A 13816-nucleotide genomic window follows, 5' to 3' on the forward strand; every position below is an offset into this window, starting at 1 on the left:
ATCAACCCCCCCGCGCCCCGCCCCCACACACCCCTTTTGGGGGTTTCCGCACACCCCCCCCCACAACACCCCCCCAAACTCGTTGTGCGGGGGCGCGCGACTCGCGGGGTTTTAGGCGACCAGCGCGGGTTCTGGTGTCGGGGCCGGGGTGGTCTCCGGGGCCGGGGTGCCGGACTTGCGCAGTGCGACCATGCCGACCACCGCGAAGACCACCACGACGACGCCGCCGATCGTGGCGACCGTGTGCAGGCCGCTGGTGAACGCCTCGCGGGCCGACTCGAGCAGTCCGGCGGCCGCCTGCTCGTCCATTCCGGCGGCCACGGTGGTGGCACCGGCCAGGCTCTCGCTGGCCTCGGCGGCGGCGGGCCCCGTCAGCCCGGTGGGCAGGGTCAGCTCGTCGCGGTAGACGGCGGTGCCGATGCTGCCGAACAGCGCGATACCCATCGCGATGCCGAACTCACCGGTCGTCTCCGACGTGGCCGACGCGGCCCCGGCCCGGCGGGCGGGCACCGACCCGATGACCATCTCGGTGCACAGCACGCCCTGCGGCCCCATGCCGAACGACGCGATCGACATGCCGAGCACGACCGGCAGGAGCCCGTCGACCCCGGCCTGCGTGAACAGCACGAACCCGCCCGCGGCGACGATCATCCCGAAGCCGAGCACGAACTCGGGCCGGATCCGGCGGGCCAGCCGCGGCGCGATCAGCGACCCGGCGACCACGGCCAGCGCCTGCGGCACCAGCACCACGCCCGCCTCGACCGCCGACAGCCCGGCGACGAGCTGCAGGTACTGGCTGACCAGCAGGAACACGCCACCCATGATCAGCGCACCGACGGACATGATGCTCAGGGCCGCCGTGAACTTCCGGTTGCGGAACAGGCTCAGGTCCAGCATCGGGTCGGCCAGCGTCCGCTGCCGCCGCACGAACGCGACACCGACGGCCAGACCGGCGCCCAGCACCAGCAGCGTGACCGCGGACGGCCCGTCCTTGGCGAACTCCTTCAACGCGAACACGACCGGCAGCACGGTACCGAGCGAGAGGACGACGCTGACCAGGTCCAGACGGCCGGCCTGCTCGTCGCGGTACTCCGGCAGCAGCGCGGGCGCGGTGGCGAGCAGCAGCACCATGACGGGCACGGCCAGCAGGAAGACGGCACCCCACCAGCCGACCTCCAACAGCAGACCACCGACCAGCGGGCCGATCACCATGCCGCCCATGAAGCAGCTCATCCACACCGCGATCGCCACCCCGCGCTGGCGCGCGTCGGTGAACATGTTGCTGATCAGCGCCAGGGTCGACGGCATGAGCGTCGCACCGGCGATGCCCAGCACCGCCCGCGCCGCGATCAGCATCTCCGGGCTGCTGGAGAACGCCGCGAGGATGGACGCCAGCCCGAACGCCGCGCCGCCGTACATCAGCAGCTTGCGCCGCCCGATCCGGTCACCGAGCGTGCCCATGGTGACCAGGAAGCCGGCGACCATGAACCCGTAGATGTCGATGATCCACAGCAGCTGCGTGCCGCTGGGCCGCAGGTCGGCGGCGAGGTGCGGCACGGCGAGGTGCAGCACGCTCATGTCCAGCGACAACAGCAGCGTCGGCAGCGCGAGCACCGCCAGCCCGATCCACTCCCGCCGGCCTGCCCGTGCGGTGGTCCCCGTGTCGTTCATGATCCCTGCTCCGTGTCCTTCGTGGTGGCTTCTCACCAACACGTCGGATCCGGGAACGCCGTCTCGACATCGGGCGCGGACTTTTTTTCCGCGGGTTGTGACTGGCTGCTCGGAAGGGGGATGAAGCCCAGGTCAGAGCTGGTTCAGTCGGTGCCGCGGACGATGACCGTGTCCTCGTCCTGTGGCTCGGCCACGGGCGGGCGGTCATCCGTCTGAGTGACCCGCCAGCGGACCGAGCGGCCGCCGATCGTCGTCGGTTTGCGTTGTTCGCGTTCCCATCCGATGCCGGGGCACGCGGCCCGGAACTGGTTTCTGCGCACAGTGCTCTCCTCGTCCGTGCGGTACACAACACCGAAGTTGTCCGGAGGGTAGGCAGCTTCGCACGAGATATGCCGGTGGATCGCTCGAAATTCGCTGAGTGGCCAGCTCACTCGGGTAGCGCCCGCCCTCGTGTCTCCGGACAGAACGGCACCACCAGCATGCCGACGACGTAGATGAGGCCGAGCACCGTGGCCGCCGTGCTGTAGCCGCCGAACGTCGCGATGATCGTGCCTGCCAGCAGCGGGCCGAGGAACGCGACGAAACGGGCCGCGTTGAAGACGAACGCCGCACCGGTCGCGCGGAGGTGCGTCGGGTAGAACTCCGGCAGCCAGACCGGCATCCACGTGTACTGGCCCAGCGTGAAGAACCCGTTCACCGCGCAGAGCAGCAGCACGAGCGTGAGGTCGTGCGTCCACAGGAACAGCACCGGCGTCATGACCAGCGACGCCGCGAAGTACGTGAACACCGTCCCCTTGCGGCCGAACCGGTCGGCCGCGAACCCCAGCGAGATGTACCCGGCGATGGCGCCGACGTTGTAGATCATCCCCGCGGTCGACGCGTAGCTCTCCGCCGAGTGGCCGTCCGCGGCGGCGATGGACCCCACGTACGCGGGCACCCACGTCGAGATGCCCCACCACGCCAGCGTGGTCACCGTCGACATGATCGAACCGAGGATGGTCAGCCGCCGCAGTTTCGGGTCGGCCAGGATCTGGCGCAGCGTGAACCGGGTGTACTCGCGTTCCTCGTCGGACAGCGACCCGCGTGCCTGCAGTGACGCCCGCCGGGACGCCACCTTCGTCCACTTGTCGGACTCCGGCACCCCGCGCCGCAGCCACAGCGCGAAGAACGCGGGCAGCACCCCGAGCAGGAACATGTACCGCCACGAGTCGGCGCCCAGCGGGGCGATGAAGTGCCACGCCGCCGACGCCACGAAGAACCCGAGCCCGAGCCCGCACTGCATGAGCCCGGCGGCCTTCGCCCGCGCGTGCGGCGGCCACATCTCCGCGACCAGCGACGTGCCGGTGCCCCACTCGGAACCGAGCGTGACGCCGGTCAGCAGCCGCAGCACCAGGAACGACTCCCAGTTCCACGCGAACGCGGACAACCCGGTGAAGACGGAGTACAGCGTGATCGACAGCAGCAGGACCCGGCGGCGTCCGATGTAGTCGGCCACGATGCCGCCGACGATGCCGCCGACGCCCCACCCGAGCAGCGTCATCGCGATCGTCAGTCCGATGTAGAAAGCCGGGTTGCCGCCCGGGTGCAGCTGCTTCAGCGCGACCCCGGCGGTGAGGATCAGGGCGTACGTCTCGAACCCGTCGAACAGCCAGCCCAGGTTGGCGGCGATCAGGGCACGCCACTTGGTCCGGTCCAGCGAGCGGTACCAGGGAGCGGCTTCCCGCACTTCGGTCATATGAGACGACTCCTATGTCGTGCCACGCATGCGCCGCGACACCGCGGTCTCCGCACGCGTGACGACCCAGTTCACCACGAACCCCAGTACTCCCGCGATCGTGAGCAGCCCGTACACCTGCGCGGACAGGAAGTTGGACTGCGCGGCGCCGAGCGCGGCGCCGAGCCCGTTCACCCTCGTCACGATCTCCACCAGCAGCGTGATGATCAGCGCCAGCGGCGCCGCGACCCGCACACCCAGCAGGACCGCGGGCAGCAGCGCCGGGGTGAGCACCTTCGTGACCCGGTCCCACCCGGACAGTCCCAGCGTGCGCGGCGTGTCCAGCAGCACCGGCGACAGGGACCGCCGCGCCGACCGGCACGTCAGCAGGATCGGCCATGTCGCGGGCAGCACCACGACCACCAGCTTCATCTCCGCCGTGTACCCGAGCACCAGCGCGGCCACCGGCACCAGCGACGCGGCGGGCAGCGCACGCAGGAACTCCAGGCTCGGCGACAGCGCGCGGTCGACCGGCCGCGACGCGCCGACGAGCGTGCCCACCAAGGAACCCAGCACGGTCGCGATGAACAGCCCGAGCACGAACGTGAGCGACGTGTCACCGATGGCGGGCAGCAGCTTGTCGCCGTCCACCAGCGGCGTGACGCCGTCGACCCACGTGGACGGTGGTGGGAAGTACGGCGACGCCGGGTCGCCGAGAACCTCCCAGGCAACCAGCAGCAGCACGAGCGGGATCAACCCGCGCACAGGAGTACCGCGCATCACGCCTCCCCGGCCGAGGCCAGCTGCCCGCGGAAGGCCAGCCGGGCCGCGCCCATGACGAGTCCGTTGAGGACGATCCCGGTGACGCCGATGACGAACACCGCGGCGAACATCTGGCCCGGCTGCAACGCCTGCCCCTTCGTGACCAGCAGGAACCCGAGCCCGTCCGGGTTGCCGACCATCTCGGCCACCAGCGTCAGCACCAGCGACGTCGACAGGCCCAGCCGCAGCCCGACCACGATCGGCGCGGTCGCCGCGGGCAGCCGGATCTTCCACAGCACCGCCGCACGGGACAGCTTCAGCACCCGCCCGGTCTCCACCAGCCGCGCCTCGGTGCGCATGCCGTTGACCGTGTTCAGCAGGATCGGCCACAGCGCGGCGTAGAACGCGACCATGATCTCGGTCTGCATCGAGAACCCGAACAGCAGCACCGCGACCGGCACGAACGCGACGATCGGCAGCGCGCGCAACGCCTCCAGGCTCGCCATCGAGTACGTCCACACCGGACGCACCAGCCCGAGCACCGACCCGGCCGCGACGCCGGCCAGCCCGGCGAGCGCCCACCCGGTGACCGCAGCCAGCAGCGTGTGCCCGAGCGCGGTGCCCAGTTCGCCGTTGCCGAGCAGCGCACCGAGCCCGACCGCCACATCGGACGGCGGCGGCAGGTAGCTGAACGTGAGCAGCCCGGTGCGCACGAGCAGTTCCCACAGGCCCAGCCCGAGCACGAACACCACCGCCCCGAGCAGGTTGACGCGCCTAGCCACGGGCCCGCTCACCGACCTTGTGCCCGAGCGCCGCGTACACCTCGTGCCGCAGGTCGAGGTAGTCGGCGCGTTCCTTCGTGGCGATCTGGTCGCGCGGCCGCGGCAGCGGCACGTCCAGCGACAGCCCGACGTTCGCGGGGCTGCCGCTCAGCACGACCAGCCGGTCGGACAGGTAGACGGCCTCCTCGACGTCGTGCGTGACGAACACGATCGTGGTGCCGGTCAGCTGGGCCACCTGCTGGAGCTGGTCCTGCAGCGACGCCTTGGTCATCGCGTCGAGCGCGCCGAACGGCTCGTCCATCAGCAGCACGCGTGGCCGCATGGCGAGCGCGCGGGCGATCTGCACCCGCTGCTGCATGCCCCCCGACAGCCGCCACGGGTACTCGTCGCCGCGATCGGACAGCCCGACCATCGCGAGCGCATCGTCGACGCGGGCGTTCCGTTCGGCCTTGTCGAGCTTCTCGATGCCCAGTGCCACGTTGCGGCGCACGGTCCGCCACGGCAGCAGCGAGTGCGCGTAGTCCTGGAACACGGTGACCACGCCGTCGGGCGGCCCCGCGATGTCGACGCCGTCGCAGGTGATCGACCCGCCCGTCGCGGGCTGCAGCCCGCCGAGCACGCGCAGCAGCGTGGTCTTGCCGGACCCGGACGTGCCGAGCACCGACACGAACTCGCCCTTCTCGACCCGGAAACGCACCCCCGAGAGGATGTGCACCGGCCCGTTCGCGCCGGGCAGGGTGACCGAGAGGTCGTCGCAGGAGATCATCAGGTTCCCATCAGCTCGATCGCTCGTCCGGTGTCCACAACGGACCCGTACTTCAGCTGGATGTCGAACAGGTTGGCCGCGTGCGCGAACGGTGAGCGGTCGAAGCACGCGTCCTCCGCGACCAGCACGCGGAAACCGTACGAGGCGGCGTCGACCACCGTGGCCCGCACGCAGCCGGACGTGGTGGTCCCGCACACGACCAGCGTGTCCACTCCGTGCCTGGTCAGGTACGTCAGCAGTGGTGTGCCAAAGAACGCGCTCGCCTTCGCCTTCGACAGCACGTACTCGTCGTCGCGGGGCGTCAGCTCCGGCGGGAACGGCGCCTCGTGCACACGCCGAGCCGTCGCGGGATCGCTCGACAGCTTCACCGCGCCGCCGACGAACACCGCGTCCGGTGCGGACCCGCACGTGAGCACACGCGGGACGCCCAGCTCACGTGCGTGGTCCAGCAGCTTCACGATGGCGGGCAACCGGTCCCGGCCGACCTGGCCGCAGCCGGTCGGGTAGTCGGTGGAGATGAACGACAGCGTCACGTCGATCACCAGCAGGCACACCCGCGAACCGGCCTCGACCTCGCCGCCGAAACCGCGCTCCCGCAACCGTTCCAGCTCACCGGCGGGAACGAACTCGTCCCAGACGGCCATGGTCAGCCCGCCGACGCGACGAGCTTGTCGAGGTCGACGTCACCGGTGAAGCCGTCGGCGTCCTTCATGGCCCGCAGCCACACCTCCATGTCCTGCGGCCGGATCTCGGTGGTGTAGGTCGGCAGCTTCGCGGCCTTGATCGCGGGGTCGGGCAGGCCGGTGTACTCCTTGAGCACCGTCCGTGCCTCGGCGTCGTTGTCGGTGATGAACCGCGCGGCCTCGTCCAGCGCGGCCCGGAAGTCCGCCAGCACGTCCGCGTTCTGCGCGGCGAAGTCCTGCTTCGCGATCCACAGGATGGCCGACAGCTCGGGTGCCAGCTCCAGGTACGGGTCGCCGAGGTTCACCGCGTTCGGGTCGCCGAGGATGTTGGTGGCGAACGGCATCACGGTCTCGACCGCGTCGATCCGGCCCGCCGCCAGCTGGTCGGCCTGCGCGGGCCCGTCCACCTGCACGATCTTCACGCTCGCCGGGTCGACACCCTCCTTCTTCAGCCACGCCTTGGTGGCGATGTGCGTGGTGCCGGTCTCGGTCAGCACGCCGAGCGTCTTGCCTTCCAGTTGCGTGATGTCGGTGATGCCGGAGGACTTCGACCCGATCACGAAACCGGTCGGGTTGTCCTCGACGTCGAGGGTCGCGCCGGACACCTGGGTGACCGGGATGCCCTGCTGTGCCGCGGCGATCACGGTCGTGGGCACGGACAGGGCGATGTCGAACGAGCGGCCGAGCGTGCCCGGCAGCGTGCCGATGTTCTCGACCTTCGTGTACTCCACCTTGAGGTCGTGCTTGGCGAAGATGCCCTCCGCCATGGCCACCTGCACGGGCAGCGCGGCGGCGTTGGAGTTGTGCGCGATGCGCAGCGTGCGGGGGTCGCCGTCACCGGAGTTGGCGCCGGCACCGGCACCGCAGCCGCTCGCCAGCACGAGCAGGGCCGCGACGGCGGCAAGCTTGGGGATCGTGGCCATGGGGAAGCTCCCTGGTCCTCTATGCGACACTCGTTGTCCTGTGGAGCGGATGCTAGGAGTGCGTTTCGGGTGCGTCAAGGCCCGCTTCGTCCGGCTTGACACTCTGTTACGGGAGTTCTACTGTCCCGCTGACAGGACAAACAGTCTCGTATGGCGGTCTTCATGAAACTAGAGTCCGAGTTCTCCGTGCCTGCGCATCCGTCGACGGTGTTCAAGCTCTTCTTCGATCCGGAGGTCATGCGCGGCTGCATTCCCGGCTGCGAGGAACTGGTCCGCGTCGACGACACGACCTACACGGGCCGCCTGGTCAACGAGGTCGCGCACGTGCGCTTCTCGGCGGGCTTCTCCGCGACCATCCGGTCGATCGACGAGGCGGGGGAGACCAGGACGGTCACCGCCCTGCTCAAGGGGGAGGACCGCAGACTGGGCAGCTCCATCAAGATCGACGCCACGCTCACCGTCCGGCCGAACGGTGACGAGGCGTCCGTGATCGGCTATCGGATGGACATGGCGCTGTGGGGCAAGCTCGGCCGCCTCGGCGAGCCGATCATCCGGCGCCGCAGCCGCGAGGTCGAGCTGGAGTTCGCCCGCTCCCTCGCGATCGCGTGCGGCGCCCCGGCCGAGGCGGTCCCGCAGAAGGAGAAGCCGCGCAAGAAGGTGGTCGCGCGGCCTGCCGCCGCCCAGCCGGTCACCGCCGCTCCCACCCCGGATCTCGCGATCGCGGCGACGCGGAAGCTCGCCGTGGTCGCGACCGTCGTCTCCGTCGTGGCCCTGGTGGTCGCCGTGCTGAAGCGGGGGCGGTGATGCCCCAGCTGCACCGGCCGACCTCACTCGACGAGGCCGTCGAACTGCTGTCCAGTCTGGACAACCCGATGGTCTACGGCGGTGGCACCGCCATCCAGATCCTGATCAAACAGGGCATCCTGTTCGCCGACCACTTCGTCGACCTCGCCAGCGTGCCCGGCCTGCGGGAGGTCACCGCGGACGACCGCGGGGTCACCGTCGGGCCGATGGTGTCGCTCCGCCGCATGGAGACCGCGGCCCCACCGCTCGCCGCCGACGCGTACCGGCACGTCGCGAACCCCCGCGTCCGCAACACCGCCAGCGTCGGTGGCAACCTCGCCCACGGCGACTACCGGCTCGACCCGCCGACCGCCTTGCTGGTGCTGGACGCGGTCGTCCTAGCCACGTCCGTCGACGGCACCCGCGAGATCGGAGTGCGGGAGTTCTTCACCGACTTCCAGGAGACCGCGCTCGAACCGGGCGAGATGGTCTCCGGGGTGCGGATACCGCACCAGGATCCCGGCGCGGGCCACCACTTCGAGAAGAAGTCGTCGCTCGGCGAGAACGACTGGCCCGCCGCCTCGGCCGCCGTGCTGCTCGACGACCGGACGGTCCACATCGGACTCGGCGCGGTGGCGCCGGTGCCGGTGTACGTGACCGCCGACATCGCGGGCCTCGACGACCAGGGTGCCGTGGACGCCGCCATCGCCGCCGTCGAGCCCGTGCTGGACCCGATCCCGGACGTCCGCGGCGGCGTCGAGTACAAGCGCAGGCTCGCGCGGGTGACCGTCGAGGACGCCGTCCGTCGTGCGTGGAAGGACCGCAACCATGGGTGACCAAGTCGGCCTCTCCCGGCCGCGATTCGACATGGCGGGCCGCGTGCGCGGGCTCGTCTCACACGTGAGCGACCAGCCCGTCGGCACCGGCGCGCACGTCGCGCTGCACCGCGGCACGGCCCCGCACGCGCTGATCAGCGAGGTCCACGTCGACGAGGCGCTGGCCATGCCCGGCGTGTACGCCGTGGTCACCGGCCTGGACCTGTACAAGCAGCTCGGCGACCGCATCCTCACCGGTCCCGCGTTCGCCGACCAGCCCGGTCTCGCGCACGAGAAGGTCCGGTACGTCGGAGAACCGGTCGCCGCGGTGCTCGCCGCCGACCTGAAGACCGCGCGTGCCGCCGCCGACGCCGTGTGGGTGGACTACGAGGAGCTGCCACCGGTCTACGACCTGCGTGACGCGCTCGAAGGCGACGCCTACGTGCACGACGAGCTGAAACCGTCGTCGGTGTTCGGCGACCTGCGGCACCTGCGCGGGGTGCGCGACACCAACGTGAACTACGAGTACAACCTGCGCCACGGGGACGCGGCGGCCGCCCGCGACGGCGGCGCCACCACCGTGACCGGCGAGTTCTGGGCGCCGCCGACCCACCACGTGCCGATCGAGCTGCCGTGCACGATCGCGTGGGTCGAGGCCGGGCGCCTGGAGATGGTGACCACCACCCAGACCCCGTCGTACGTGCGGCAGACCGTGTCCGACCTGCTGGACCTGCCGCTGTCGCGGGTCCGGATCACCACCAGACCGCTCGGTGGCAGCTTCGGCGCGAAGATGTACGACCGGCTCGAACCCCTGGCCGCCGCGCTCGCGTGGACCACCGGCCGCAAGGTCCGGTTGTTCGCCTCACGGGAGGAGTCTTTCCTGCTCACCACCCGCCACGGCGCGGGGGTCACGTCGAGCATGACCGCCGACGCCGACGGCAACCTGGTGAGCGCGATCGCCGACGTCCGGTACGACACCGGCGCGTACGCCGACGTGGGTCCGCGCATCACCGCCAAGTCCGGCATGGTCGCGTCCGGCCCGTACCGGATCGCGAACGCGAGCGTGCGGTCCCGCTGCGTCTACACGAACAAGCCGTCCGCCGGGCCGTTCCGAGGGTTCGGCGTGCCGCAGGTGACGTGGTCGCACGAGTCCCTGATCGACGAACTGGCCGTCCAGCTCGGCGAGGACCCGGTCGAGTTCCGCAGGCGGCACCTCCTCCGCGAGGGCGACGAGGCGCCGATGGGCACGAGGATGCACAGCGCGGACTTCGTCGGCTGCCTCGACGCGGTCGCCGACGCCATCGGCTGGGACCAGCCGATCGAGCGCGGCGAGGGGCGGATCAGGCGTGGCCGCGGGGTCGCGGTCGGCGTGAAGGCCGTCCTGACGCCGACCATCGCGAACGCCGTGCTGCAGCTGAACCAGGACGCGTCGGCGACGCTGCTGATCAGCACCGTCGACATGGGCCAGGGCAGCGACACGATCATGGCGCAGATCGCAGCGGACGTGCTCCGCATGGACTCGGCGCGGATCCACGTCGTGCGGGCCGACACCGACGCCACCCCGTACGACACGATCACCGCGGGCAGCCGGTCCACCTACCACACCGGTAACGCCGTGCGGAAGGTCGCGGAAGCCATGCGCGCCAAGCTGATCGGCCTCGCCGCACAGCACTTCGGCGCGGACGTGCTCGTGGACACTGTGACGCTCGACGCCGACGGCCTGCACCACGGCGACGCGGTCGTGTCCGTCCCGGACCTGATCCACGGCCACTTCGGCGCGCGCGGCGCGACCGTCACCGCCGAGGCCAACTACACGTCCGAATGGGTGCCCTACGACAAGGAGACCGGCCGCTCGGCGAAGGTCACCGAGCACTGGTTCGCCGGTGCCGTCGGCGTCCAGCTCACGGTCGACACCGCGACCGGCCGCGTCCACCTCGAACACCTGGCGGTGAGCGGTGACGTGGGCAAGGCGATCAACCCGAAGCTCGTCGAACAGCAGCTGTCCGGCGCGGCGATCATGGGTATCGGGCACGCGTTGTTCGACCAGCTCGTGCTCGACCAGGGCCAGCTGATCAACGGCACACTGCTCGACTACCAGCTGCCGTCGATCAAGGACCTGCCGGACAAGCTGACGCCGATCATCGTCGAGAGCCCGCACGACACCGGCCCGTTCGGCGCGAAAGGCGTGGGGGAGACCGGCATCCTGGGCGTCGCCCCCGCGATCGCCAACGCCGTCCGCGACGCGCTCGGCGTCCGCATCACCACGCTGCCGCTCACGCCGGAGTCGATCGTCGCGGCCCTGGAGGGGAAATGAAGATCACGCTGAAGGTCAACGGGGTCGAGCACCACGTCGACGTCTCCGACGACGCGTTGCTGCTCGACGTGCTGCGCGAGAAGGTCGGCACCACCAGCGTCCGCGAGGGCTGCGGTGTCGGCGCGTGCGGCGCGTGCACGGTGCTCTCAGGCGGTATGAGCGTGTCCAGCTGCCTCGCGCTCGCCGTCCGCTACGACGGCGCCGAGCTGACCACCGCCGAGGGCCTGGACGAGAACGACGACGTGGTGTCGTCCTTCGTGGACTGCGACGCCGCCCAGTGCGGCTACTGCATCCCCGGCTTCGTGCTCATGTCCCGCGAGCTGCTCGCCGAGAACCCGCGGCCCACCGAGTGCCAGATCACCGAGCACCTGGAGGGCAACATCTGCCGCTGCGGCACCTACCCGGAGATCCGCAGGGCGGTCGCGGCGGCGGCGGAACGGCGGTCGCCGCGATGAAGGCACTGCTCCTGCACTCGCTCGCGATGTCCGGCGGGCTGTGGCAGCCGCTGGTCGAGAAGCTGACCGTGCCCACGGTCGCCATGGACGCCCGCGGCCACGGCGAGTCCACCTGGGACGGTTCACCGTTCACCATCGAGGACCTGGCCGCCGACGCGGCCGCGCTGATCGAAGCACGGGCCGATTCCCCGGTCGCGGTGGCGGGCATGTCGATGGGCGGCTGCGTGGCGATCGCGTTGGCGGGCACCCGGCCGGACCTCGTGGACCGGCTCGTGCTCGCCGACACCACCGCCGACTACGGCCCGGACAAGATGACCGCGTGGGCCGACCGCGCCGACAACGCCATCCGCAAGCCACGTGACAGGCAGCTCGCGTTCCAGGTGGACCGCTGGTTCTCCCCGGCCTTCGCCGAGGAGCACCCGGCGGAGGTCAAGCGGGTCTCGGAGCTGTTCCTCGCCACCGACTCGCGTGCGCACGCGCAGGCGTGCCGCGCGCTCGGCGCGTTCGACGGCACCGCGCTGCTGCCCAGGATCACCGCGCGGACGTTGGTCGTGGTGGGAGAGCACGACTACGCGACGCCGCCCGCGATGGCCCGCGCGCTCGCCGAGGGCATCCCGGACGCGCGGCCGCACGTGTTCGAGAACGCCCGGCACTTCAGCGTGTTCGAGGCACCGGGCGGCCTGGACCTGGTCGCGGGTTTCCTGGAGGGACAGTGACGGATCTGCGGTCGTGGCTTGCGAAGGTCGAGTCGTTCGGCGAACTGCGGCACGTGCGGGGCGCGCACTGGGACACCGAACTGGGCGCCATCGCCGAGCTGAGCTACCGCACACCCGACCCGAAAGCCCTGCTGTTCGACGACATCGAGGGCTACGCGACCGGCCGGGTCCTCACCGGCAGCACCGGTTCGGCCCGCCGCCTCGGCCTCACCCTCAACCTCGGTGACGACCTCGACGACGCGGGCGTGGTGGCCGCGCTGCGGGGCAAGCCGTCGGTGTGGGCGGCGACCGCCCGCGACCACCCCACCGAGACCGTGACCCGTTCTCCGTTGCTGGACAACGTGGTCGCGGGCCGGGACGTGAACCTGCTGGACCTGCCGGTGCCGCGCTGGCACGCCGAGGACGGCGGCCGCTTCATCGGCACCGGCTGCCTGGTGGTCACCCGCGACCCGGAGACCAAGGACGTCAACGGCGGCTGCTACCGGATGGAGGTCGTCGAGGACGGCCGGTCCGCCACGATAGCCGCCGTGCCCGGCAAACACGGCGCACAGCACGTGCGACGCTGGTTCGACCGCGGCGAGAAGGCCCCGGTCGTGGTGTCGTTCGGGCACCACCCGGTGCTGCTCGTGACCGGCGGAACCGAGGTGCCGACCGGCATCTCCGAGTTGGAGTACGCGGGCGCGATCCTCGGCGAGCGGCTGCCGGTGCTGGTCGGCGAGCACACCGGGCTGCCGATCCCGGCGGGCGGCGAGGTCGCGATCGAGGGCTGGCTGTCGGAGGACCACGTGGCCGACGAGGGCCCGTTCGGCGAGTGGACGGGCTACTACTCCGGCAAGCGCCGCCCGGCGCCCGCGCTGGAGATCGCCCGCATGTACTTCCGGGACGACCCGATCCTGCTGGGCGCGCCCCCGGGGAAACCACCGCACGACTACTCGTACATGCGGACCGTGATGAAGTCCGCGATGATCGAGGACGCGCTGGTGGGCGCCGGCGTCCCCGGCATCCGGGGCGCGTGGGCGCACGAGGCCGGTGGCGGCAGGCTGTTCGTCGCGGTGTCGGTCGAGACGCGGTACGCGGGGCACTCCACCCAGGTGGGGCACCTGACGGCGCAGCTGCCCGCGGCCGCGTACATGAACCGGTTCGTCGTGGTGGTCGACGACGACATCGACGTCGCGAGCCTCGACGAGGTGGTGTGGGCGATGAGCACCAGGTGCGACCCGGTGTGCGACATCGACGTGATCGGTGGCACGTGGGGCAGCAAACTCGACCCGATGCTGGTCGAGGGCGCACCGCCGTACAACAGCAGGGCGGTGATCGACGCGACCCGCCCGTTCGAGCGGCGCGCCACGTTCCCGAAGGTGTCGACGGGGGATCCCGCGTACCTCGCGTCGGTGATGGCACAGTGGGCGGACGTACTCTCTTAGGTATTGGG

Annotated in this window: 14 protein-coding genes; 6 read left to right on the forward strand and 8 right to left on the reverse strand. The window is 70.9% G+C overall.

The features are described 5' to 3' along the window. Positions 1-111: 111 nt before the first annotated feature. The 8 genes from ACIBVP_RS19905 to ACIBVP_RS19940 all read right to left on the reverse strand — a co-directional run bounded on the left by ACIBVP_RS19905 (position 112) and on the right by ACIBVP_RS19940 (position 7301). The gene (locus ACIBVP_RS19905; RefSeq protein WP_396107638.1) at positions 112-1671 is read right to left on the reverse strand and encodes an MFS transporter; all 1560 of its coding nucleotides are present in this window, start codon (positions 1669-1671) and stop codon (positions 112-114) included. A gap of 143 nt (positions 1672-1814) precedes the next feature. Then, a complete protein-coding gene (locus tag ACIBVP_RS19910) occupies positions 1815-1991 on the reverse strand; it encodes a hypothetical protein (protein WP_396107639.1) in 177 nt (58 codons plus the stop codon). A 107-nt stretch (positions 1992-2098) separates the two neighbouring features. Beyond that, a complete protein-coding gene (locus ACIBVP_RS19915; protein ID WP_396107640.1) occupies positions 2099-3406 on the reverse strand; it encodes an MFS transporter in 1308 nt (435 codons plus the stop codon). 12 nt (positions 3407-3418) lie between these two features. Continuing rightward, positions 3419-4165, reverse strand: coding sequence for an ABC transporter permease (locus tag ACIBVP_RS19920; RefSeq protein WP_396107641.1), 747 nt, complete (start codon positions 4163-4165; stop codon positions 3419-3421). Further along, the gene (locus tag ACIBVP_RS19925) at positions 4165-4929 is read right to left on the reverse strand and encodes an ABC transporter permease (RefSeq protein ID WP_396107642.1); all 765 of its coding nucleotides are present in this window, start codon (positions 4927-4929) and stop codon (positions 4165-4167) included. The genes ACIBVP_RS19920 and ACIBVP_RS19925 overlap by 1 nt, the downstream gene beginning before the upstream one ends. Further along, positions 4922-5695 (reverse strand): ABC transporter ATP-binding protein, encoded by a 774-nt coding sequence (locus ACIBVP_RS19930; protein WP_396107643.1) that lies wholly within the window; start codon positions 5693-5695, stop codon positions 4922-4924. The genes ACIBVP_RS19925 and ACIBVP_RS19930 overlap by 8 nt, the downstream gene beginning before the upstream one ends. After that, positions 5695-6339, reverse strand: coding sequence for an isochorismatase family protein (locus ACIBVP_RS19935; protein WP_396107644.1), 645 nt, complete (start codon positions 6337-6339; stop codon positions 5695-5697). Before ACIBVP_RS19935 ends, ACIBVP_RS19930 begins: the two co-directional genes overlap by 1 nt. A 2-nt stretch (positions 6340-6341) precedes the next feature. After that, positions 6342-7301 carry an ABC transporter substrate-binding protein gene (locus tag ACIBVP_RS19940; RefSeq protein ID WP_396107645.1) on the reverse strand — a complete coding sequence of 320 codons (960 nt, stop codon included), beginning with the start codon at positions 7299-7301 and terminating at the stop codon, positions 6342-6344. Positions 7302-7463: 162 nt separating this feature from the next. Here ACIBVP_RS19940 and ACIBVP_RS19945 point away from each other — a divergent pair, with 162 nt between their 5' ends. From ACIBVP_RS19945 to ACIBVP_RS19970, 6 genes are read left to right on the forward strand one after another with little or no spacing between them, the layout of a single operon-like run. After that, positions 7464-8105: a CoxG family protein gene (locus ACIBVP_RS19945; protein WP_396107646.1), complete on the forward strand. Its 642-nt coding sequence runs from the start codon at positions 7464-7466 to the stop codon at positions 8103-8105. Beyond that, the gene (locus tag ACIBVP_RS19950) at positions 8105-8920 is read left to right on the forward strand and encodes an FAD binding domain-containing protein (protein ID WP_396107647.1); all 816 of its coding nucleotides are present in this window, start codon (positions 8105-8107) and stop codon (positions 8918-8920) included. The genes ACIBVP_RS19945 and ACIBVP_RS19950 overlap by 1 nt, the downstream gene beginning before the upstream one ends. Next, on the forward strand, positions 8913-11213 hold the full coding sequence (locus ACIBVP_RS19955; RefSeq protein WP_396107648.1) for a xanthine dehydrogenase family protein molybdopterin-binding subunit: 2301 nt from the start codon (positions 8913-8915) through the stop codon (positions 11211-11213). The genes ACIBVP_RS19950 and ACIBVP_RS19955 overlap by 8 nt, the downstream gene beginning before the upstream one ends. Next, positions 11210-11668, forward strand: coding sequence for a (2Fe-2S)-binding protein (locus tag ACIBVP_RS19960; RefSeq protein ID WP_396107649.1), 459 nt, complete (start codon positions 11210-11212; stop codon positions 11666-11668). The genes ACIBVP_RS19955 and ACIBVP_RS19960 overlap by 4 nt, the downstream gene beginning before the upstream one ends. Beyond that, entirely contained in the window at positions 11665-12384 is a 720-nt protein-coding gene (locus ACIBVP_RS19965; protein ID WP_396107650.1) for an alpha/beta fold hydrolase, read from the forward strand. Before ACIBVP_RS19960 ends, ACIBVP_RS19965 begins: the two co-directional genes overlap by 4 nt. Beyond that, positions 12381-13808: a UbiD family decarboxylase gene (locus tag ACIBVP_RS19970; RefSeq protein WP_396107651.1), complete on the forward strand. Its 1428-nt coding sequence runs from the start codon at positions 12381-12383 to the stop codon at positions 13806-13808. The genes ACIBVP_RS19965 and ACIBVP_RS19970 overlap by 4 nt, the downstream gene beginning before the upstream one ends. Positions 13809-13816 lie beyond the last annotated feature (8 nt).

It is taken from the genome of Actinophytocola sp. NPDC049390, from assembly GCF_044466355.1.
Classification (GTDB): domain Bacteria; phylum Actinomycetota; class Actinomycetes; order Mycobacteriales; family Pseudonocardiaceae; genus Actinophytocola.